The sequence below is a fragment of the Frankia alni ACN14a genome, from assembly GCF_000058485.1.
GTDB classification, from domain to species: domain Bacteria; phylum Actinomycetota; class Actinomycetes; order Frankiales; family Frankiaceae; genus Frankia; species Frankia alni.
Genome location: NC_008278.1, coordinates 3,606,193 through 3,626,824, shown reverse-complemented (window position 1 = coordinate 3,626,824; position 20,632 = coordinate 3,606,193). Strand labels below are relative to the sequence as shown.

General features: G+C 70.5%; 20 protein-coding genes. 9 read left to right on the top strand and 11 right to left on the bottom strand.

Annotated elements, in window-relative coordinates:
* Window positions 1-125: 125 nt before the first annotated feature.
* Window positions 126-1,067: an LLM class flavin-dependent oxidoreductase gene (locus FRAAL_RS14590; protein ID WP_011604491.1), complete on the bottom strand. Its 942-nt coding sequence runs from the start codon at window positions 1,065-1,067 to the stop codon at window positions 126-128.
* Between the two features lie 11 nt (window positions 1,068-1,078).
* On the bottom strand, window positions 1,079-2,143 hold the full coding sequence (locus FRAAL_RS14585; RefSeq protein WP_011604490.1) for an LLM class flavin-dependent oxidoreductase: 1,065 nt from the start codon (window positions 2,141-2,143) through the stop codon (window positions 1,079-1,081).
* A gap of 316 nt (window positions 2,144-2,459) precedes the next feature.
* Here FRAAL_RS14585 and FRAAL_RS14580 point away from each other — a divergent pair, with 316 nt between their 5' ends.
* From FRAAL_RS14580 to FRAAL_RS14570, 3 genes are read left to right on the top strand one after another with little or no spacing between them, the layout of a single operon-like run.
* Window positions 2,460-3,557: an ABC transporter substrate-binding protein gene (locus FRAAL_RS14580; RefSeq protein ID WP_050997128.1), complete on the top strand. Its 1,098-nt coding sequence runs from the start codon at window positions 2,460-2,462 to the stop codon at window positions 3,555-3,557.
* A gap of 45 nt (window positions 3,558-3,602) precedes the next feature.
* A complete protein-coding gene (locus tag FRAAL_RS14575) occupies window positions 3,603-4,487 on the top strand; it encodes an ABC transporter permease (protein WP_162137475.1) in 885 nt (294 codons plus the stop codon).
* 5 nt (window positions 4,488-4,492) lie between these two features.
* The gene (locus tag FRAAL_RS14570; RefSeq protein WP_011604487.1) at window positions 4,493-5,233 is read left to right on the top strand and encodes an ABC transporter ATP-binding protein; all 741 of its coding nucleotides are present in this window, start codon (window positions 4,493-4,495) and stop codon (window positions 5,231-5,233) included.
* 53 nt (window positions 5,234-5,286) lie between these two features.
* Here FRAAL_RS14570 and FRAAL_RS14565 read toward each other — a convergent pair whose 3' ends face one another.
* Together FRAAL_RS14565 and FRAAL_RS14560 are read right to left on the bottom strand one after the other, a co-directional pair.
* The gene (locus tag FRAAL_RS14565; RefSeq protein WP_011604486.1) at window positions 5,287-5,934 is read right to left on the bottom strand and encodes a TetR/AcrR family transcriptional regulator; all 648 of its coding nucleotides are present in this window, start codon (window positions 5,932-5,934) and stop codon (window positions 5,287-5,289) included.
* Between the two features lie 14 nt (window positions 5,935-5,948).
* Window positions 5,949-6,764 carry a mycofactocin-coupled SDR family oxidoreductase gene (locus FRAAL_RS14560; protein ID WP_041939329.1) on the bottom strand — a complete coding sequence of 272 codons (816 nt, stop codon included), beginning with the start codon at window positions 6,762-6,764 and terminating at the stop codon, window positions 5,949-5,951.
* Between the two features lie 100 nt (window positions 6,765-6,864).
* On the opposite strand from FRAAL_RS14560, the gene FRAAL_RS35565 reads away from it, so the two are divergent.
* Both FRAAL_RS35565 and FRAAL_RS14555 read left to right on the top strand, forming a co-directional pair.
* Entirely contained in the window at window positions 6,865-6,993 is a 129-nt protein-coding gene (locus FRAAL_RS35565) for a hypothetical protein (RefSeq protein WP_257720629.1), read from the top strand.
* Between the two features lie 162 nt (window positions 6,994-7,155).
* On the top strand, window positions 7,156-8,433 hold the full coding sequence (locus tag FRAAL_RS14555; RefSeq protein ID WP_011604483.1) for an ATP-binding protein: 1,278 nt from the start codon (window positions 7,156-7,158) through the stop codon (window positions 8,431-8,433).
* A 4-nt stretch (window positions 8,434-8,437) separates the two neighbouring features.
* On the opposite strand, the gene FRAAL_RS14550 is transcribed toward FRAAL_RS14555, so the two are convergent.
* Entirely contained in the window at window positions 8,438-8,698 is a 261-nt protein-coding gene (locus FRAAL_RS14550; protein ID WP_011604482.1) for a helix-turn-helix domain-containing protein, read from the bottom strand.
* A gap of 74 nt (window positions 8,699-8,772) precedes the next feature.
* Between FRAAL_RS14550 and fxsT the strand changes: the two genes are divergently transcribed.
* The gene (gene fxsT, locus FRAAL_RS14545) at window positions 8,773-11,979 is read left to right on the top strand and encodes an FxSxx-COOH system tetratricopeptide repeat protein (RefSeq protein WP_011604481.1); all 3,207 of its coding nucleotides are present in this window, start codon (window positions 8,773-8,775) and stop codon (window positions 11,977-11,979) included.
* A gap of 23 nt (window positions 11,980-12,002) precedes the next feature.
* Here the strand turns inward: fxsT and FRAAL_RS14540 are convergent, their stop codons facing one another.
* A complete protein-coding gene (locus FRAAL_RS14540) occupies window positions 12,003-12,512 on the bottom strand; it encodes a hypothetical protein (RefSeq protein ID WP_011604480.1) in 510 nt (169 codons plus the stop codon).
* 562 nt (window positions 12,513-13,074) lie between these two features.
* On the opposite strand from FRAAL_RS14540, the gene FRAAL_RS14535 reads away from it, so the two are divergent.
* Window positions 13,075-13,683 (top strand): SMI1/KNR4 family protein, encoded by a 609-nt coding sequence (locus FRAAL_RS14535; RefSeq protein WP_011604478.1) that lies wholly within the window; start codon window positions 13,075-13,077, stop codon window positions 13,681-13,683.
* A gap of 991 nt (window positions 13,684-14,674) precedes the next feature.
* The gene (locus tag FRAAL_RS14530) at window positions 14,675-15,691 is read left to right on the top strand and encodes a hypothetical protein (protein WP_011604475.1); all 1,017 of its coding nucleotides are present in this window, start codon (window positions 14,675-14,677) and stop codon (window positions 15,689-15,691) included.
* Between the two features lie 149 nt (window positions 15,692-15,840).
* Here FRAAL_RS14530 and FRAAL_RS33025 read toward each other — a convergent pair whose 3' ends face one another.
* A complete protein-coding gene (locus FRAAL_RS33025; protein ID WP_011604474.1) occupies window positions 15,841-15,993 on the bottom strand; it encodes a DUF8742 domain-containing protein in 153 nt (50 codons plus the stop codon).
* Between the two features lie 350 nt (window positions 15,994-16,343).
* On the opposite strand from FRAAL_RS33025, the gene FRAAL_RS14525 reads away from it, so the two are divergent.
* Entirely contained in the window at window positions 16,344-16,769 is a 426-nt protein-coding gene (locus FRAAL_RS14525; protein WP_011604473.1) for a hypothetical protein, read from the top strand.
* Between the two features lie 86 nt (window positions 16,770-16,855).
* Here FRAAL_RS14525 and FRAAL_RS33020 read toward each other — a convergent pair whose 3' ends face one another.
* From FRAAL_RS33020 to FRAAL_RS14505, 4 genes are all read right to left on the bottom strand, one after another.
* Complete coding sequence (locus FRAAL_RS33020) at window positions 16,856-17,197, bottom strand: hypothetical protein (protein ID WP_157892101.1); 342 nt, start codon at window positions 17,195-17,197, stop codon at window positions 16,856-16,858.
* A 51-nt stretch (window positions 17,198-17,248) separates the two neighbouring features.
* The gene (locus FRAAL_RS14515; RefSeq protein WP_157892100.1) at window positions 17,249-18,892 is read right to left on the bottom strand and encodes a restriction endonuclease; all 1,644 of its coding nucleotides are present in this window, start codon (window positions 18,890-18,892) and stop codon (window positions 17,249-17,251) included.
* Window positions 18,893-19,214: 322 nt separating this feature from the next.
* Window positions 19,215-19,769, bottom strand: coding sequence for an aldo/keto reductase (locus tag FRAAL_RS14510; RefSeq protein ID WP_231861652.1), 555 nt, complete (start codon window positions 19,767-19,769; stop codon window positions 19,215-19,217).
* A 135-nt stretch (window positions 19,770-19,904) separates the two neighbouring features.
* Window positions 19,905-20,624, bottom strand: a complete 720-nt coding sequence (locus tag FRAAL_RS14505; RefSeq protein WP_011604469.1) for an SDR family oxidoreductase — start codon at window positions 20,622-20,624, stop codon at window positions 19,905-19,907.
* Window positions 20,625-20,632: the final 8 nt, after the last annotated feature.

Sequence of the window (20,632 nt, the reverse complement as noted above, 5' to 3'; positions counted from 1 at the left end):
CCAGAGTCCTCGACGGCTGCGGCCTCCGCTCGGCTGGACGGCCATCGCGGCGGTCCCTGCTTGTCCGGAGGGTTTCGCGTCCGATATATCCCTCCGGATAAGCAGGGGGGTGGACCCGGTCGGGGTCAGGGGCGGGCGGCGGCTACCTGAGCGCGGACCTGGGGGATGACCTGGTCGGCGAAGATCTGCAGGTGTTCGACGGGGGTCTCGCGGTCGCCGAGGACGAACGTGTCGAAGTCCAGTTCCAGGGCGAGGGCGGTGAGCTCGTCGATCCACTGGCTGGCCGGGCCGACGAGGAAGCCCTCGGAGCGGTCCTGGAGCTTGTGGCCGAAGAAGGCGTTGTACAGGCGCGGGACGGCGGTGCGCGACCGGCCGGCGGCGGCGAGCTCGGTGTCGAAGTGCGCCGCGTCGGCGCGGACGGTGTCCAGGTCGAGGCGGTTGCCGTTGGGGATCCAGCCGGCACCCACCCCGGCGGTCAGGCGGCGCATGAGCGGGCCGCCGCTGCCAATCCAGAGCTGGATCGGCTGCTGCGGCGGGAGCAGCGGCTGCGGGTGGTCGAGCTGGTAGTACTGGCCGGCGTAGGTGACGTCGGCATCGCCGGACCACAGCAGCCGGATGACGTCGATCGCCTCGGCCAACCGCTCGCGGGCCTCGCGTGGCTTCCACCGCGGCCCGCCGATCGCGGCGATCTGGTCCCACAGCCCGCCGGTGCCGAGGCCGAGGTCGAGCCGGCCGGGCGCGAGGCGGTCGATCGTCCACGCCGTCTTGGCCAGCACCGCCGGCGGGCGCAGGGCGAGGTTGACGACGTCGGTGAGCACCCGGATCGACGACGTGCGGCCGACCACCGCCGACAGCAGCGCGACCTGGTCGACGTAGTCGGGGTTGTAGGGATGGTCGGGCACGGCGATCAGGTCGTAGCCCAGCTCCTCGGCCTGCGCGGCATGGTCGAGCAGCGCGCGGCCGGCCACGGTGCGGGGGAACAGGAAGGTGCCGAACCGCAGCGGTCGGTGGTCGGCCGGCGCGCGGTCGGGCGATCCGTCGTCGAGCGATCCGTGTTCGTCGGTCATCTGGTTGTCTCCTATGCCGCGCTGAGCGCGGTCTCCTTGCGGACGAGGGGGGCCACTTCCTCGGCGATCAGGTGCATGATCTCTTCGGTGCCCGCCGTCCCCAGGCCGTTGTCGATCTGGAGGAAGTGCAGGTCGTGGCGGAGATCCTGGTGCATCCCGATCAGGCGTTCGGCGACGTACTCGGGGGTGCCGACGAGGATCTGGCCCTCCGGTCCGGTGAGCTCGTCGAAGCCCTGGTCGAGCAGCCGCTGCGCCCGGTTGTCCTGGCGCAGTCCCTGGTTGCGCTGCGCGGCGGCGTTGACCGTCTGCTCCCAGTAGGCCCGGTACTCGCGGCGCACCCGCGCCTCGTCGTGGTCGACGACGACGGTGGACAGCGACGCGACCCGGGCCCGCGCCGGGTCGTGGCCGGCGGCGGCGAACGCCTCGCGGTAGTGGTCGGCGAAGTCGGCGTAGGTGCCGGCGCGGAACCCGGCGACCAGGACGGGCAGGCCCTTGCTGGCGGCGAGCTCGACGGAGTCCACGTTGCGCGTCGCCCCGAGCCAGACCGGCAGCTGCGGCTGCACCGGCCGCGGGGTGACGTGCGCGTCGCTCAACGCCGGGCGGGAGGTGGCGGGCCAGCTCGGGACGTGCCCGGTGCGCAGGATCTCCAGGAGCAGGTCGAGGTGCTCGCGCAGCAACGCCCCGCGGTCCGGGTCGTCCTGGCCGATGAGCAGCCGCGAGGCGTTCGCGAAGTTGCCCTTCCCGGCGACGATCTCGACGCGCCCACCCGAGAGGACGTCGAGGGTGGCGTAGTCCTCGGCGACGCGGACCGGGTCGAGCAGGGGAAGCAGCGTCACCCCGGTCATCAGCCGCAGCCGCTCGGTCTGCGCGGCGATGGCGGCGAGGATGACCGGCGGCGCGCTCGTCACGAAGTGCGGGTCGCCGTGGTGCTCCCCGACGGAGAACGCCTCGAAGCCGAGCCGCTCGGCGAGCACGCCCTGGGTGACGATCGACGCCAGACGCTCGTGCTCGGTCGGCGTCTGCCCGGTGCGCCGGTCGGCGGAGACGCCGCCGAGCGTGTTGATTCCCAGTTCCACCAGATGCCCTCGATCGTCGTCGCTACGTGTTCGGAACGTGTTCGGAACGTGTCACCACTCGCGAACGCACCGCTACTTCGTCAGTGGATCAGGCCATGACGCTCAGCTTGCACGCACCCACGGAAACCCGCGCCCGTCTCACCGTTTTGCCTGGACTGTAACCTGCACCGCCCTTCGCGCACCATCTCTATGCTTTCTGTTGACAAGCACGTCATGGCATGAAACCTTCACCCGGACCCGGGGACGCCGGGAGTGGATCATGTGGGAGTTTTCGATGTATCAGCGGGGATCAGTCCAGCGCAGGATCGGCGGCCGCGTGCGCGGCGCCGTTGCGGTCGCCGTCGCGGCCGGCCTGGCGGTGACCCTCGCGGCCTGCGGCTCGGACTCGGGTGGCGGGTCGAGCGCGGCGGCCAGCCCGGCCGCGGCCGCGTCGAGCGGCCCCGACCTGTCGGGGGTCACGCTGCGGGTGGCGACCTACCCGGCGGCGATCGGCGGCGACGAGGCGCTGCTCAAGGCGGCCGGCCTGCTCGACACCCCGTACAAGGTGCGGTTCCAGACCTACCCCGACGGCGGCGCGCAGACCGCGGCGGTCAACCAGGGCAGCGCGGACCTCGCCCGTGGCAGCGGCGTCGCGAACGTGCTGATCGCCGCGGGGGGCACCAAGCCGAACTTCGTGTCCGTCGCGACGCTGCGCCTGCCGACGTCGCTGCAGTGGACGGTCGCGAAGAAGGGCATCACCTCGATCGCCGACCTGCGGGGCAGGAAGGTCGCGTACACCAAGAACACGACCACGCAGTACTTCCTGCTCAAGCAGCTCGCCAGCGCCGGACTGACCTTCAAGGACATCCAGCCGGTGCCGCTCACCCCGGCCGACGGCCTGAGCGCGCTGCTCGGCGGCAGCGTCGACGCGCTGGCCGGGTTCGGCAAGACGGTCCAGGTCGCGGTCGCCAAGGGCAACCCGATCCTGGCCGACGGCGGCCCGATCCTCAAGGGCAGCCTCGGCGGCCTCGTCGGCGCCTACAACGCCTACACCACCGACCTCGACGACCCGGCGAAGTCCGCGGCGATCGCCGACTACATCGGTCGGATCGAGGCGTCGTTCGCCTGGACCCGGGCGCACCCCGCCGAGTGGAACAAGATCACGGCTACGAACACCAACCAGCCGCTGGAGTCCGTCACCGCCAACTTCAAGGCCTCGGAGAACAGCGCGAACTCGGCCGTGGGCCCCGTCGACCCGAAGGCGCTGGCCGACCAGCAGGGCATCGCCGACACCTTCCAGGCCGCCGGCCTGCTGCCCGGCAAGGTCGACGTCGCCGGCAGCTACAACACGAAGCTGAACCCGGCGATCGCCGCCGCCATCACCTCCTACAAGGCCAAGTTCCCGGCGAACTTCGCCGTCACGACGGTCCAGTAAGGCACTGGTGAACCGACGATGGGAGACCCGGGTGCCGTGGCGACCGTGACGCAGCCCGAGGACGCGGCACCCGGGACGCAGCCCGCCGTCGTCGCGCGTGCCGCCGTGGGTTCGCCCGCGGCGGCACGCGGGCGGCGGGTGACGTTCAGCGCCGGGGGCACGGACCGCCGCCGGCGGCTGTGGGTCCCCAGCCTGGTCCGCCGGGCGATCGTGCCGATCCTGCTCGTCGCGCTGTGGCAGGTCGGCAGCTCGTCGAGCTGGTGGTCGACGGAGGTCCTGCCCGCGCCGTGGAACGTCGCCCACGAGTTCGTCACCCTGTGGAACAACGGGCAGCTCCCGTCGAACCTGTGGGTGTCGGTGCGCCGGGCGTTGACGGGCGCGGCGATCGGCATCGCCGTCGGCCTCTCGCTGGGCGTTGCGGTCGGCCTGTGGCGGCCCGTCGAGGAGGCCCTCGACGCCACCCTGCAGATGCTGCGAACGATCCCGTTCCTGGTGATCCTGCCGCTGTTCATCCTCTGGTTCGGCGTCGACGAGACCCCGAAGATCCTCATCATCACGATCGGCACGGCCCTGCCGATGTACATCAACACGATGTCGGGCGTGCGCACGGTCGACCCGCGCCTGCTGGAGATGGGCCGCCAGTTCGGCCTCAACCGGCTGCGCCTGATCGCCACCGTCGTCCTGCCCGGGGCGATGCCGAGCATCCTCACCGGGGTGCGCTACTCGCTCGGCCTGAGCTGGCTGGCGCTCGTCGTCGCCGAGCAGATCAACGCCCAGAAGGGCCTGGGTCTGCTCATCTACAACGCGCAGTCGCTGTTCCAGACGAAGATCCTGATGGTCGTCGTCGTCGTGTACGCCGCCCTCGGCCTGATCACCGACGTGGTCGTGCGCCTCGCCGAGCGGCGCCTGCTGGCCTGGCGAGGGAGGTGACGCCGATGGGCGCCGTCACGGTGCGCGGCCTGCGCCGCGCGTTCGGTTCGCACGTCGTGCTGGACCAGCTCGACCTGACCATCGCCGAGTCGGAGTTCGTGGCGCTGGTCGGGCGCAGCGGCGGCGGCAAGACGACCCTGCTGCGCACCCTGGCCGGCCTCGACCCGGTCGCCGAGGGCAGCGTCGAGGTGCCGGCGCTGCGGTCGGTGGTGTTCCAGGAGCCGCGGCTGCTGCCCTGGCGCCGGGTGTGGCAGAACGTCGCCCTCGGCCTGCCACGCTCCCGCGGGCGCGACGAGGCGACGAAGGCACTGGCCGAGGTCGGGCTCGCCGACCACGCCAGGGCCTGGCCGCTGACGCTGTCCGGCGGCGAGGCGCAGCGCGTCGCCCTCGCCCGCGCCCTGGTCCGCGAGCCGGAGCTGCTGCTGCTCGACGAGCCGTTCGGCGCCCTCGACGCGCTGACCCGCATCCACATGCACGCCCTGGTCCGCCAGCTGCACGAGCGCCACCGTCCCGCCGTGCTGCTGGTGACGCACGACGTCGACGAGGCACTCGAACTCGCCGACCGCGTGATCGTCCTGCGCGACGGCCGCCTCGACGAACAGATCGAGACCCGCGAGCTGTTCGACGACCGCCGCGACCCGCGCTTCGAGCAGGCCCGCGCCCGCCTGCTCGGCCTGCTCGGCGTCACCGACACCCACGTCGCCGACCCCACCGCCACCCCCAGTTCCGCCGCTACCGCCCCCTGAGCCACCGGCGCGGCGACTCAAGGACGGCGGCCGGCTCAAGGGACGGCGGCGACTCAGGACGGCGGCGACTCGGGGGTCGGCGGGGACAGGCCCCGGGCCAGGAGGGCCGCGAGGGCGTCCGGGTCGACGAGGGTGTGGTCGGGCTGGTCGAGCAGCGGCGCCATGGACGCGGCGAAGGTGAGCAGCTGGGCCGCGGCGACCTGCTCGGGCGTCGGGTCGTCGCGCCCGAAGATCCGGGCGAGCCGGCCGGCGATCACGGCCGCGGCGGCGTCGGTACTCTCCATCGCCCGCCGCCGGATCTCCTCGTGGACGGCCAGTTCCTGCAGGACGATGCGATGCACCGGTGACGGCCGGCCGAGCACGACGGTGAGATGCCGCCACAGCTCGGCGACCGCCCGGCGGGGATCCGTCCCCTCGGACGGGGGCAGGTCGGACGGAGGCAGGTCGAGCTCGCCGAGCGTCGTCACCCGATCTCGCTGCACGACCGCGAGCAACAGATCCATCTTGGTCTTGAAGTGATAGAAGATCAGCCCGTGGGGCACGCCGGCCGCCGCGGCGATGCGGGCGGTGGACGTCCGGTCGAACCGGTGCTCGGCGAACAGCACCTCCGCGGCGGCGAGGATGCGCTCCCGCGCGGTCAGCCCCGGCTCCCCCGGCTCCCCCGGCGCTCCCGACTCCGCGCTCCCCTCACCGCGCCCCACCTCGGACCTCGGCCTCAGAACTCGGTGTTGCCGGCGTCGGGGGCGATCTCGTGGGCGGTGATGAACCTCGACTCGTCCGAGGCCAGGAACAGCACGGTGTCGGCGACATCCTCGGGTTCGGTGCCGTCGACCGGCAGCAGGTTCATGAACATCGGGCCGAGCCGATCGTAGCCGGCGATCGCCTCGTCGATCCGCTGGCGCATGCTGCCGGTGCCCATCGGCGTGTTCACGCCGGTCGGGTGCACGCTGTTGACCCGGATGTGATGCTGGCTCAGCTCCGCCGCGAACGCCTTGGCCATGCCGCGCACCGCGAACTTGCTGGTCGTGTACGGCACCATGAACGGCTGCACCTTCAGCCCCGCCGCCGAGCTGATGATGATGATCGACCCGCCGCCGGCCCGCACGAGATGCGGCGCGCCGACCATCACCGTGTTCCACACGCCGGTGACGTTCGTGCTGATCGTGTCCTGGTAGATCTGCGGGGTCACCTTGTCCCACGCCCGCGGAATGCAGATGCCGGCGTTGGCGACGACGACGTCGAGCCGCCCGAGCTGCGCCGCGCCGTCGTCGACGATGCTGCGCAGGGCCGCCAGGTCGCGGACGTCCACGATCCCGGACACCACCCGCCGCCCCGTCTTCTCGATCAGCGAGACCGTCTCCGCCAGGTCCTGCGGGGTCGCGGAGAGGTAGTCGACGCTTGGCAGGGGCGCGCAGACGTCGACCACGATCACGTCGGCGCCCTCCTCGGCGAGCCGTAACGCGTCCGCCCGCCCCTGTCCGCGCGCGGCCCCCGTCACCAGCGCGACCTTCCCCGCCACCCGACCGCTCATCGCCCATCTCCGATCCCACGTCAGCATCGCCGGCCACGGCCGACCGGACTTTTGGTTGAGTACTCACTCAGCATACGACGTACCCGGTCATCCGTGGACGTTGCGACGACGTACCGACGGCGCCGGCGATGCCTTCGTGGCCGGCGTGGCCTGCTACCTGGGCGCCCGCACGTACACGTTCGAGGACCGCCTCCACGTCATGCCCGTCGACACGATCTGGCCCCCCTAGTCGATCATGATGTGCGCGGAGTCGAACTGGCGCCCTGCCTGACCTTCCCCGATCACCTCCAACCGCTAGACGCCAGCACCGTGCTCCAAATCCCCGACTCAGGGCCCTCCAAATCCGGCGTTCGATGGGCTCCAAATCCGTAGGTCACCTAGAGTTGTAGCCATGAGTACCAAGCTGCACGGACTGGTGCCGCGACGGCTGGCACCGATCGTCGCAGGCCGGCTGGCGGAGGAGCCCGTCGTACTTCTCCAAGGTCCTCGGTCCGTGGGAAAGTCGACTCTGCTCAGGGGCCTCGCCGCCGACCTCGGTGCGGAGCTGATCGACCTCGACGACCTGGCCAGCCGCGACGCGGCGGCCAGGGATCCCGCGCTTTTCGTCACGGGCGCCGGCCCGGTCTGCATCGACGAGTACCAGCACGTCCCGATCATCCTTGACGCCATCAAGGCCGAGCTCAACCGCGACGGCCGGCCGGGCCGCTTCGTCCTCACCGGCTCGGCCCGCCACGAGGCACTGCCCCGTGCCGCTCAGGCGCTCACGGGTCGCCTGCACCGCCTGCCCGTCTACCCGCTGTCACAGGGTGAGGTGCGCGGAGTACACGAGCATCTGCTCGACGACCTGTTCACCGACCCGGCCACCGCCGTGACCGCAGCCGCGGCGCGCCCCTCGGCGACGACCCGCGAGGAGTACATCGACAGCGTCACCGCCGGCGGGTTCCCCTCGGTGCTCGCGCGCACTTCCCTCGCATCGCGCAACCGTTGGCTCGACGACTACGTCAGCCTCAGCCTCGAACGCGACGTCCGCGACCTCAGCCGGATCCGCCAGGCCGCCGCGCTGCCCGCCCTGCTCGAACGGCTGGCCGGCCAGACCGCACAGATCCTCAACATCACTCGAGCCGCCGCCAGCGCCCGCCTCGACGAGAAGACCGCCCACAGCTACGTCCGGCTCCTCGAGGCCGTGTTCCTGCTCTACCGCCTGCCGGCCTGGGGCACCACACTCACCACCCGATCCACCGCGTCACCGAAAGTCCACGTCCTCGATTCCGGTGTGGCCGCCCGGCTGCTGCGCCTGACGCCGCAGAAGCTCGCGGCGCGCAACCCCACCGCATTGACCGAGTTCGGGCATCTGCTGGAGACGTTCGTCGTGACCGAGCTGCTCAAACAGGCCTCCTGGGCCGACTGGGTCAGCGGGGTCGGCCACTGGCGCACCCGCGACGGGGACGAGGTCGATCTCGTGGTCGAACGCGACGACGGATCGATAGTGGCCTTCGAGGTCAAGGCCGCCGGACGGGTCCCGGGCGATGACCTCGCCCCGCTCCGCAAACTGCGTGACGCCGCCGGCGACGCCTTCGTCGCCGGAGTGGCCCTCTACCTGGGGGCCCGCTCGTACACGTTCGAGGACCGCCTCCACGTCATGCCCGTCGACACGATCTGGGCCCCCTAGCCGATCATGATGTTCCGCGACACCGGGCGACGACGTCCTGCCCGGAGATCCTGCCCTGCTCGATCCGGGGAACGCGGCCCTTGGTGACGCCGATCCGCTCGGTAACCTGCTGCTGGGTCAGGCCCCGCGCCCGACGCACCTCGGCCAGCCGGTGACCTACCGCGACCGCGAGCAGTTCCTTCTTGCCGGCCTCGACGGCGTCCTCGCCGCCGGCACGGGCGACCTGCTCGGCGCGGCTATCCGCCCATCGCGCGTAGCCGCTCATCGACGATCAGTGTAGCGCCCGCTCTACCAACCGGAGATCGTCGAACGTTTTGGTCGCTGTGGGATGGTTGTCTGGTGACCGTCGGGGGCGAGGGGGACGCTCTCGACTGCTTCGTGTCATTCGCCGAGGACGGTCGGGCGTGGGCGGAGTGGATCGCCGGGGCGCTGGAGGGTGCCGGCCTGCGCGTTCTCGTCGAGTCGTGGGACCGGGTGCCGGGCAGCAACTGGACCGCCCTGCTGGACCGGGCGACCCGGCAGGCCCGGTACACGATCGCCGTCGTCTCGGACGGGTACGTGAACTCCGAGTACGCGGTCGCCGAGTGGGGAGCGGCCTGGTCACCCCGCGTGGCCGACGGGGACCGCCGGTTACTCGTCGCCCGGGTGACCGACCGTCCGGTGCCGGGCCTGCTCGGCCAGATCGCTCCGATCAACCTGTTCGACCGCGGTGTGCTCGCCGGCGAGACCGCGCTGCTCGCCGCCGTCCGCCCTGACCGCACTGACCACGGCGACCACGGCGACCACGGCGAGGGCGGCACACCGGGCGGACGCGGCGACGGCGCTGGGACGGCGGGTTTCGCCCGCCGGCCTCATCCGGCGATCCACCCGGGCGAGCTGCCGGCCGTGTGGAACGTGCCGACGCCGCCCGCGGCGTTCATCGGGCGCCACGAGGCGCTCAACCGCCTCGACGCGGCGCTGGCACGCTCCCCGCTGGTCACCGTCACGGGTCTCGCCGGCATCGGGAAGACCAGCGTCGCCACCGAGTACGTCCGCGCGCATCGCCGGGAGTTCGACGCCGTCTGGTGGGTGCCCGCCACCAGCCCCGACCTGCTCAGCGACCGAGTCCGCGCCCTCGCGCCCGCGCTCGGACTACCCGACCGCGCCGAGCCGGCGGCCGTGCTCGCCCGCCTCGACCGCGCCGACGGCCGCTGGCTGATCGTCCTCGACGACGCCGCCGAGACGGCCCTGCCCGACTGGCTGCGCCCCAGCGAGACGGGACGCCTGCTGCTGACGTCCCGCAACCCCGACTGGGACCGTCTCGGCCCGGTCGTGGCCCTGCCGTCGCTGAACCGCGCCGACTCGATCGCCCTGCTCACCGACCGCCTACCCGCCGTCGACCCGACCATCGCGACCCGCCTCGCCGCCGCACTCGCCGACCACCCGCTCGCCCTCGACCAGGCCGCCCACCGGATCACCGCCGGCCGCCTGCCCCCCGAGACCTACCTGCAGGCCCTGCTCGACCAGCCGGCCCGCGTGCTGGCCCAGGGAGAGGTGCCCGGCCGCCCCGGCGTCACCGTCGCCACCCTCTGGGACGAGCCACTGCGCCACCTCGACGCCGACTCCCCCGCCGCCGCCGAACTGCTCCGCCTCACCGCCCACGCCGACGCCACCGGCCTGCCGCTGCACCTGCTCCTCGCCGACCCGGACGACCTCGCCCAGCCCGAGCTGCGCGCCGCCGCCGCCAACCTGCTCGACCTCGCCGACACCATCGCCGCCCTGGAACGCTCCGCCCTGGCCCACCGCGACGGCCCCACGGTGGGGATGCACGACCTGGTTCGCACCGTCGTCCGCGCCGACACCGCCCCCGACCACGCCGACCAGCTCACCGCCACCCTGCGCCGGCTGCTGCACGCCGCCCTGCCCGCCGACATCGCCGGCAACCCCGCCGCCTGGCCCGCCTGGCGCGACCTCCTCCCCCACGCCCTCGCCGCCCTTGCCCCTCCCACCGGCACCCCTCCCACCGGCGACCCTCCCGCCGACGACCCGCACGCCGACGACCCGCACGCGGCCTGGCTCGCCGAGCACGCCGCCGCCTACCTGCTCGAACAGGGCCAACCCGAGCAGGCCCTCCCGCTGGCCGAACGCGCCGCCACCGCCCGCGAACACCTCGCCGGCCCCGACCACCCCGACACCCTCGCCGCCCGCGAAACCCTCACCCGCGCCACCCTCGCCGCCGGCCACGTCGACGACGCCAGCAACCTCGCCACCCGCACCCTCGCCGACCGCACCCGCCTCCTCGGCCCCGACCACCCCGCCACCCTCGAATCCCAGGCCACCCGCGCCTGGGCCTACCAACGCGCCGGTCACCTCGACCAGGCCACCACCCTGTTCGAACGCACCCTCGCCGCCCGCACCCGCACCCTCGGCCCCACCCACCCCGACACCCTCGAAAGCCGCCACAGCCTCGGCGGCGCCTACGACGACACTCCCGGACGCGGCGACGCGGCGACTCGCCTACTCCGCGACACCCTCACCGACCGCCGCCGCATCCTCGGCACTGACCATCCCGCCACCCTCAGCACCAGCCACCAGCTGGCCATCGCCTACCGCCGCCTCGGCTCCCCCGGCGACGCCACGCCCCTGTTCGAGCAGACCCTCACCACCCGCACCCGCGTCCTCGGCCCGGACCACCCCGACACCCTGCACACCCGCCACCAACTCGGCCTCACCCACCGCCAGGCCGGACGCCTCGACGACGCCACCCGAGAACTCGACCGAGCCCTGTCGGACCGCGACCGCATCCTCGGCCCTGACCACCCCGACACCCTCGAAAGCGCGTTCGGTCTGGCCCAGGTAGACATGTATGCCGGCAGGCCCGAGCGTGCTGTGCCCATGTTCGATCGCGTGTTGGCGGGGCGTGAGCGCGTGCTCGGCCCCGATCATCCGGAGACGACGCGGACCCGCGAACTTCTCGCCGAGACCCACCTCAGACTGGGGCGCCCTGGCGAAGCAGTCCCTCACCTCGAAAGCGCGCTCGACCGCCATGAAGGCATCCTCGGGGCTTCGCACCCGCGCACGGTTCGCGTCCGCGACACCCTCGCCTCCGCGTACCGCGGCAACGGCCAGGTCGAAATGGCCATACCTCAGTTTGAACGGCTACTCGGAGATCGGAGCCGGGCGCACGGCGTCGCCGATCCCCGCACCCTGCACACCGCTGACAGACTCGTCGACGCCTATCGCGCCGCTCACCGGCTGCCGCAGGCCATCGACCTCAACCAACGAGTCCTCGCGTTACGCGAGCAGTTCCTCGGCGCCCAGCATCCTGACGCCCAAGCCAGCCGAGACAGCCTCGCCGACACCTACCGCCAAGCCGGCCGACCCGCCGATGCAGTACGTCTCCACCGCGGTGCGCTCACCGCCTCAATGCGCGAGCACGGCCCGTTCCACCCGAACACCACCCAGGCTCGCCGCGCCCTCGCCGATTCGGCCGAGCAAGTTCGCCGCGACCTGCCCTCACCTGAGCGGCCTGCCTCACCCGAGCCGAGGCACGACTCCCCCTGGTGATCGTCGGTCAGGCTGCGACTTGATCACTCTGGCCGGTCGGCTGCGTCCGAGTCATCAACAAGAGGAGGTGCCAGCCGATCAAGCTTGTCCAGCTTACGGGAGAGCTCTTCACGCGCCGCGCTCTGCGCGGACCGACTGCCCGGCAGTGCCGACCGATCCTGCTCCGCCCGCAGCCGAGCCTCCTCACGCGCCGACTCCGCGTCGACCTGCCGCACCGTTTCCTGGTGGAAACGCTCGAACTGCTCATCCTCCCACTCGCGTTCCTGCTCGGCGGCGCGCTGGTTCGCCCATTGCTCGCTCATGCCGGCGTTCCAGGTGCGGCTGAAGGAGCCGTCCCAATCGAGCGGACGGGTCGACTTCCGGTCGTCGCCCGTCGGTTCGGGCGCGCCCGGCTCGGCGTCCGGCCCCGAGTCTGGGTCCATCGGCGGCGTCGCGTCGGGGTCCGCGGCCGGATGGGGATCGGGCGGGGACGGACGGTCGGGATCACGTCCGGTGGGGGCGTCGCCTGTCGGGTCAACCGGTTCCGCGGACATCGCCGTCCTCTCCCCACTCAGGGACCTTGCCGGGCATGGTCATCTGACTGCTCTCCGCCCGGCGATCACCTGCGGCTTGATCGGTGACGGTAGCCGGCTCACACCGGAATGCTACGGGGTGAGCCGTCTGTGCGACCGGGCCTGGCACATGCCGGTCCATCAATCCGCACGGCAGCCCGCAGGTGAGCGTCATCTGGATCGGCCTGGACGGCGACGACATCGTCGGCGGCCGTAGGGGCCGCTACGTGAAGGTGCGCAACGGGGAACGCGATCCCCGCGTGGTGCTTACCCTCTCCGCGCCGAGGGTGCCGGGAGACGGAGGCCTACCTGGCCGAATACACCATCCTGCGCGCGACGGCCACCGTCACGACCGGCGGATGAAGGACGGCACACCCGCGCCCCCACCGAACTCATCGGCCAAAGCCAGGAGGCGCGAACGAACTTTCGTTGCGGCAGGTCGATTCCGCGGGAAACAACATTGCGCTCGTCCGGGGCGAACATCGGCCCGTGATAGCTTGCCGACTGGCGGAATACCGACGTTCCCGACAAGGAGGCCGGATTCATGTCGAAGCTCGCCGACGGCGACGCGCCCCTGGCCGCACCCGCGCTGACGACCCCCGAGCTGTGGCGCGATTATCTGCGCGAGTACAGCGAGACGTATCTGCGCATGGCCGCTCCAGGCGAACTCTCCGACGAGCAGATCCAGCATCGTTGGGCGGGTCACGAGCCGGCGGCCGAGCAGACGGTGGTGGCGGCCGAGCAACGCCTGGCCGTCCGCCTCCCGCCGACCTTCCGCAGCTTTCTGGCGACAAGCGACGGCTGGCCCAACCCCGCCGAGTGGATCGACGAGCTGCACGCGAGCGCCGAGGTTGCCTGGTTCCGCGACACACCAGATGGCACCGGTTTCATCGACCTCTACGGGGAGCCGCGTAACGACGACGAGGACGACAGCGACATGCTGTCGCTCTTCCGTCGATCGCTGGTGATCGCGAGCGGCGAGGATTTCTGGCTGCTGGATCCGGCCGATCCCGGCCCGGACGGCGAATGGGTGGCCTGGGAGTTCACGCCGAAGTACGGCGGCCTGGAACGCTTCGCGAGCTTTGCGGAGATCTTCCACGCCAGCCGGGCCTCCATGGAGCAGGAGGCAGCGGACGACGACACCGATCAATGACGCGGCGCTGACCGACACCGCGCTGACCGACACCGCGGCCAAAGAACGGGCCCGGGCCGCTCAGATCTCCTCGAAGCCTGACTGGTCGAACTTCAGGGTTCCGGCATTCTCGGAGACGGTGCGTACCTGGCCTTCCTCGAAGCCGGTGGTCTTCGTGGCTTCGATCTCGATTTTCACGACGAGGTTGATGCCGTCCCGGCGGAGGTTGGCGATGATCTCTTCGGCGACCGTTCTTGAAGTCGAGGGCGATCTTGTCGGAGTTCAGGGTCTTCACCCCGTAGAACCGCGTCTTGGGCTCGCGATGTCGATGACGCCCGCGTTGAGCACCGTCCGGTCGCGCAGGCGCGGCACGTGTGGGTGACTGCTTCTGCACTGCCCGTCACTGGGCAGTGCAAGAACACACCAGCCTTGCTCATCATCGTGCGCCGGAGCCACCGTAACACCGGTCACCCACCGGCGTCCCGACGAAGCACCAACCCGATCCGCACTGTCAGGATCATCATCCAGGAGACAGCGGACCGACCCGGAACGGCCGAATCATAGGCAGCCCGTCTCCGCGCCAGCGAGGTGGCCTTCGGCGACTCAGCAGCGCACCGGGCAGCTAGTCCTTCCCCCTGCGGATCAACGGCGGCCGAGATCATCGGGATGCAGGTCGCAGCTACACCACCGGCACTGCTTCAATCACCTCGCCCGCCGTTGATGACCTGCGCAAATACTGCCTGGTGTCGACCGCGAACGGCCGACGTCTGCCATCACGGACCTTGCAGGCGACATCGCGCAGGTGCAGGGAGTCCGCACGCGGAAGACGGTGATCTAGTGGCTCGCCGGAGCGGTGGCCGGTGCGGACTCGTTCAGAGCGGAAGACGCACCGAGATCCATCCGCGTTCCGTTGTGCCGAGACGATCCTAGGACGGGGTAGCTGACAACCAACCGAATCGTCTACTCTAAAGTCTAGATTGTCCGATTACCCACGCGTCAGCCCGGAGACGACATGCGGATCCTGCTACAGCCGGCAGCGCAGGGCACACCGGCTGTCCGGGGCAGGTATGAGCGCACCATCCTGACCCCGGTCAGCTTCGCTGACCATGAGGATCTGTTGTCCGCGGAGGATCGGACCGCGCTCAAGGAGTTGTTCCCCGAGGGCGTGGCGCCGATGTGGGGCCTCACACCGGGCAAGGGTGGCAGTAACAGGAAGAAGATCGACGCCTTCCGTGCCGGTGATGCCGTCTTCTTCTACAGTGGTCGGGCGCTCTTCTCCGGCGGCACTGTCGCCTATCGTTTCCGGAGCCCCGGAGTCGCGCGTCGCCTCTGGGGTGACGACGACAACGGCCTCACCTGGGAATATATGTATGCGATAAGCAATCTTCATCAGGTGCGGATACCGTTCACCGAGGTGACCTCCGTGATCGGCTGGAATCCGAAGGCTGTCCTGCAGCAGGCGCATGTCATTACTGACGACGATGCCGACTACCTCGCGGGGCTATGGGGACTGGATGTTCCGACGGCAGGCGTTCCTGAGGGCTTCTTCGAGGACTCCGAAGAGCCGGCGCCCTCCACTCCCTTCTTCGAGGGAACCCTTGAGCGAGAAGTAATACGGGCTCAGCGCGGCGAGCAGGCGCGCCTCAAGCGTCATCTGCTCATCGTGGGAGCTGACCGTTGCGCACTGTGTGGGCGCAACTTCCCCTACAGGTTCCTGGTAGCTGCCCATATCAAAAAGAGATCCGCCTGCGCGGAAAAAGAAAGACGGGATCTCGCCAATGTCGGCATGCTCGCCTGCATGTTCGGCTGTGACAGCCTGTACGAGCACGGTTTCATCAGCGTGGATGAGGGCGGGAGAATCCTGGTTGCCGCGGATGCTCAGGCAGTTCCCACCCTCATGGACTACGCGGCCGCCCACTTCACGGGCCGAACGACGCCATGGTGGACACCGCTCCGGGAGCCCTACTTCGCCTGGCATCGCTTCCACACTTTCCGAATGCCGCCACCGCTGCCCGGTATCTGGCTGTGATCAGGTGCTCGTGCAGACCGTCGCTGACTGCTCGACTGGCCACGCCGGCGCCCTGTCCTTCGCAATTTCCGGGTGATGCAGGATGCAGCCGGCGTGAGGACCGGCGGCCCCAGAAGCCCGAGTGGTCGATGTTTTGATTATCCGGTTGCCTATGCAGTCTGCTGGCCCAGGACGCCGGCGGCGGTCTTGTAGGTCAGTTCGAGCGCGCCGGAGCCGTGCCATTGCGCGACAATGACCGTGATGGCCTCGTCGGGGATGAGCCCGTCGACCCGCAGCCCTGACTTGAGCTCCTCCAGCAGCACGACTGTCCTCCCGATAGACAGCCTTCCAACGGCTACTGGAACGTCCGACAGGCTGATGTGGGGCACGTGGAATTCGGCCGTCGACGCACAGGCGGACCGGGGCGGCCTGCGCCCGCAAGCGATCCGGCGTGGCGCGTGCCGGTCGGGAAGCCGTCCGGTAGCGGCGCAGCTTGGAGAACCTTCCGGCGGTCGAGATCGCGTCACCGATCCCATCGCCCTCCCGGAGACCGGCTGCCGCGATGGAAGGCCGGTCTCCGCATTGCGTGCAACGCCGACGGCCCGTCACCGTTTCCGTCGGGCCGACCCAGCTACCCAGTGGACCGTGCGCACCGATCTACGACAATCACTGAATGAGCCAGTTTCGCTATCAGATGGTGACCGGTGATGCCGAGAGTCTCGTGGAGACACTGAACTCGCTGGGCCAGGCGGGTTGGCGGCTGGTGGCCGCGACGCCGACGGGCGGGGCCTGGTCGGCCCTGCTGGAGCAGGAGGTGGAAAGTCTCTCGCGCCGCGCGGCTGGACCGCGGGCACGGGTGGAGGTCCGCGTCAGCGGTGAGGTGGTGGAGAAGTTCGTCGAGGCGGACGCGCTGTCGGTCCTGGACGGTGGGGTCTACCTGCGCCGGGACGACGAGGTCCTGGCCACCCATCCGGTGGGCGATCTCGTCGCGGTGGACTGGTCGCCCGCGCCGTCGTCCGCGCAGGCGCTGGATCGGAAGCGACGGGACCATCCCCGTCGCCTGCTCGTGCGGCGGCACGTGGCGACTGCCACCGCATGAGGACCGCAGGCCGCCGGAGCCGCCTGACCCGACTCGCGGACGTCCCTCCGGCCAGCGTCCCCCTCGACGAACTCGACCATCCGCTCCTAGAAGCCGGGACCAGACTCGCGAAGCGGCTCGGCACCGCCATCCACGACCTCGTCCAAGGCTCGCTGCGCGACGGACACGAGCACGCCATCGACCTCTCCGGCTTCCGCCTCGGCCTCCTCGTCCGCGCCGACACCGACCACGAAACCTACGTCGCGGTCCGGATCACCGGATCCGTCCCCACCGGACTGACCGCGGTGATCCTCTCCCGCGTCCGTGGCTGCGCGACCGACGGCTGGTTCCCCGAGTACACCCTTCCCGAGCGTCACCTCCTGCCCGCGGAACAGGCCTGGTCGAACCTCATGGACCCCAGAGTCGCGGCTCAGCTCCTCGACGACCAAGTCTGGCCCTTGGTGCTGCCCGTACCTGACAAACAGGGGAGCCGGGTGGGGTCAGATCGTCGGGCCGGAGCGGGTCGGCGGGGGTTTGGGCAGGGCGATGCGGACCTTCTTGTTCAGGTGCTCCTCGAGGAGCGCCTTGAGCTCGCCTCCTTCGATGAGGCGGATGCGCCCGGCGCGTTTCGCGACGAACTCCCTGCTCGCGGGCCCGAACCAGGAGGATGTGACCAGGATTCCCTTGGTGGCGTTCTGGTCATCCATCGATCCCCAGAGTGCCCGTACCGCCTCGGCTGGAACGACCCGCTTGTAGAGCTTGGCCTGGATGACACAGACGCCGCCGGTGATTGGGTTCGCGTCCGTGACGACGACGTCGACACCGTCGTCACGTGAGCCTTGGGTCGTCTTGGCCCAGCCAGTCATCCCGACTTTCTCGAAGAGCTGGCGAATGAGGTGCTCAAAGGTGAACGGGTCCATGGCCAGCAGGTCAGGCCGGCTGTCAAGCTCGGCGGCAGCGTCGAAGTCGTCGATGAACTTGTAGCGAGAAAGGTCGAAGTCGACGATCGGCGTCACGGCCTCCACGTCGTACGGGTGCGGCGACACGATCGCCTTCAGGTACTTCAGGCAGTCCACGGGCTTGAGATGGTCGAAGTCCAGGCCCTCGTAGATCTCTCGCGTCACGCTGAAGGTGATCAGGCAGGGGTAGGCAGGCTGGCCGGTGCCCGGGTCGCGGGTTCGCACGTGTCCGTTGAGGGCAACGGAGTCGACCAGGCTCCGCGGGGTGGTCTCGAAGATCTCCCGCAGGTGACGCAGCGCGGTCTGGGCGACGACGGAAGCATAGAGAGCCTTACGGTCCCGGTCTGCCCGGGCCAGGGTGTCGATCGTCCTGCGCGTCTTGACGTAGCGGAAGCCACGCTCGTGCGGGACGATCTCGTTGGTGGGCAGATCGAACTCGATCCAGATCTCACGCGGCTCGGGCCGATAGGCAAGCCGCCGGCCTTTCGGGAACCCGGCCGGGTAGCTCGACCGGTCCAGGATCTGCGCGACGAAGTCCTCGACTGCGTCGGTGTCGCCCGCACGATAGGCAGCCTCGAAGAGTTCCACCTGCTGGTTGTGCCGGGCAGCCTCGGCGCGTTCCCTGTCGGCGCGCCGCTGGTGGTCGCCGCGGGCCCGGCGGATCCGCTCCTGCCTGTCGGCCTCCGCGCGCTGCGCCGTGGCGACGGCCTCCTGGTAGCGCCCCTGCGCCTCGTCCAGCTCCTGCTCGTAGCGGGCGCGACCGCCAAGCATCGCCGCCAGCCCGCGCGGCGGGCCGGGCGGAGCGAAGGCGACCCAGTCCGGTACCGGCGTCGGCGGCCCGAAGCGCGACAGGTCAAAGGCGGGGATCCACGTCTCGCGCCGCAGGCTGCCGAACGAGAACGGGGTCAGATTCGCCCCGTTCAGCAGCGCGTTCAGCGCCTGAACCTGAGCGTCGACCTCGGCGGACAGCTTTTCGGCCTCCGCTGCCATCAGATCGTGGTTCAGTTGCTCGCGCTGCCGGGCGTCAGCCCGGGCCTGGCGTTCGGCCTGCCGACCCGCCCGTTCCGTCGCCTTCTGCACTCGGTTCGCCGCCGCCTCGATCTGGCGCTTCTCGCGCTCGAGGCGAGCCTGCTGAAGCTCTTGGGCACGGCGGAACTCCGACCAGCCCGAACGTTTACCAGCCACCTACATACAGCACCAGACCGGACACTTTCTGGCAAGAAGTATTGACCCTCAGATGATCGGTACGTAACGTGATGCGACTTCGGCCGCCCAGCCTGTCGGTAAGCGACGCCGGTGAGCCCCTTCAGGCCGGGCAGCCAACGTGCGGAGGCACGGATCCTCAATGCGGCGTGATGATCTCTACCTCATCAGATCACGGGGAGGTAAGCGATCTGGAGAAGGGCGCGGTCGCCGACGAAGCCGTGCGCCGGGGCTGCTGCAACGTGCCGGTGCGGGGTGCCAGCCGGGCCGCGCTGATGTCGTCGATGTGGTCGGGCCGATGTGGTCAGGCCGCGGCGGGCAGGGTGATCGGTAGGCCGGTGACCGGCTGGTTGGGGGGTGCCGAGAGGGCGTCGAGGCGGGCGGCGAGGTCGGCTGGTAGGTCGAGGTCAAGGCCGGCGAGGTTGTCGGCGAGCTGGGCGATGGTACGGGGACCAAGGATCACCGACGTGACGCCCGGCTGCTGGAGGGCCCACGCGATGGCGACGGCTGAAGGGGTGGTGGCGAGGTCCCCGGCGACCTTCGTGACGTCGCCGGCGATGTCGAAGCTCCGGTCACGCAGCAGCGTGGACGCCCAGCGGGCGGCGGTGGAGTTGAAGGCGAGCCACTGGTGCAGGCGGCTGCCGGGTTCGGGCGGGGCGCCGCGACGGTAGCGGCCAGCGAGCACGCCACCGGCAAGCGGTCCGTAGGTCAGGGTTCCCAGGCCGTGACGAGCGCAGGTGGAAAGGATTTCGGCTTCGATCTCGCGGGCGAGCAACGAGTAGTGGGGCTGGAGGCTGATGAACGGCGTGCCTCCCAGGCCGAGGCCTTCGTGGCCCTCTGCAGCAGCTACGGCCAGCAACTCGCCGTCCGCGGCGATCTGGACCCGGCCCCCTTCACCTCGGCGCTCATGGCCATCGTCAGGGAATAGCCGCTCCTGCACCTCCCCCAACCTGCACCCGGCCGTTGTCATCGGACCTGCACCCGGCAGTTGTCATCAGAGCTGGACGAAGCGCGCGCCCCCGTCGACCTCGAGGATCGTCCCGGTGATCGACGTGTTGGTCGCCAGCAGGGCCACCGCCTCGCCGATCTCGTCGGCCGACGAGACGTGGCGTACCGGCAGGCCCTTCTCCGCGGCGGCGAAGTAGTCGGTGCGGGCCTGCTCGGGCATCCCGTCCCACCAGGGCGTGTCCACCAGACCCGGGGAGACCGCGTTGATACGACGCGGCGCGAGTTCGACAGCCAGCGGTCGCACGATCGACTCGACGGCCGCGTTGACGGCCCCGATCCCGGCGGTGCCGGGCATCGCGGCATGGGCGCTGATCGCGCCGACGAGCGTGATCGAGGCTCGTTCGGCCAGGTGCGGCAGTGCCGCCTGCAGCACGGTCAGCATCGCAATGACCTTCTCCTCGAATCCCCTGCGCAGCTCGGCCAGCTCGAGGTCGACGAGTGGGCCCATGCCGGCGGAGCTGGCGATGGTGACCACCAGCGCGTCGACGGGCGCGAGGCTGCCCGCGAGCTCGGCAACAGCCGCCGAGTCGCTGCCGTTCACCCGGTGCGCGACGAGCTCCGGGGCCGCGTCGGCGACCTTGGCGACCTTCCCCGGGTCGCGGCTCGCGACGTGCACAGTGTCGCCGCCGGCCGCGAGCCGTCGGGCGGCCGCCAGGCCGATGCCCGACGTGCCTCCGACGACGAGCGTGGTCCGGGTCGTCTCCATGAGAACTC

Excerpts from the sequence above, each read along its gene's own strand:
- FRAAL_RS14505 (WP_011604469.1), bottom strand. The coding sequence starts at position 20,624 with ATGGAGACGACCCGGACCACGCTCGTCGTCGGAGGCACGTCGGGCATC.
- FRAAL_RS14530 (WP_011604475.1), top strand. The coding sequence starts at position 14,675 with ATGCGGATCCTGCTACAGCCGGCAGCGCAGGGCACACCGGCTGTCCGG.
- FRAAL_RS14540 (WP_011604480.1), bottom strand. The coding sequence starts at position 12,512 with ATGTCCGCGGAACCGGTTGACCCGACAGGCGACGCCCCCACCGGACGT.
- FRAAL_RS14550 (WP_011604482.1), bottom strand. The coding sequence starts at position 8,698 with ATGAGCGGCTACGCGCGATGGGCGGATAGCCGCGCCGAGCAGGTCGCC.
- FRAAL_RS14525 (WP_011604473.1), top strand. The coding sequence starts at position 16,344 with ATGAGCCAGTTTCGCTATCAGATGGTGACCGGTGATGCCGAGAGTCTC.
- FRAAL_RS14560 (WP_041939329.1), bottom strand. The coding sequence starts at position 6,764 with ATGAGCGGTCGGGTGGCGGGGAAGGTCGCGCTGGTGACGGGGGCCGCG.
- FRAAL_RS14535 (WP_011604478.1), top strand. The coding sequence starts at position 13,075 with ATGTCGAAGCTCGCCGACGGCGACGCGCCCCTGGCCGCACCCGCGCTG.
- FRAAL_RS14555 (WP_011604483.1), top strand. The coding sequence starts at position 7,156 with ATGAGTACCAAGCTGCACGGACTGGTGCCGCGACGGCTGGCACCGATC.
- FRAAL_RS14590 (WP_011604491.1), bottom strand. The coding sequence starts at position 1,067 with ATGACCGACGAACACGGATCGCTCGACGACGGATCGCCCGACCGCGCG.
- FRAAL_RS14570 (WP_011604487.1), top strand. The coding sequence starts at position 4,493 with ATGGGCGCCGTCACGGTGCGCGGCCTGCGCCGCGCGTTCGGTTCGCAC.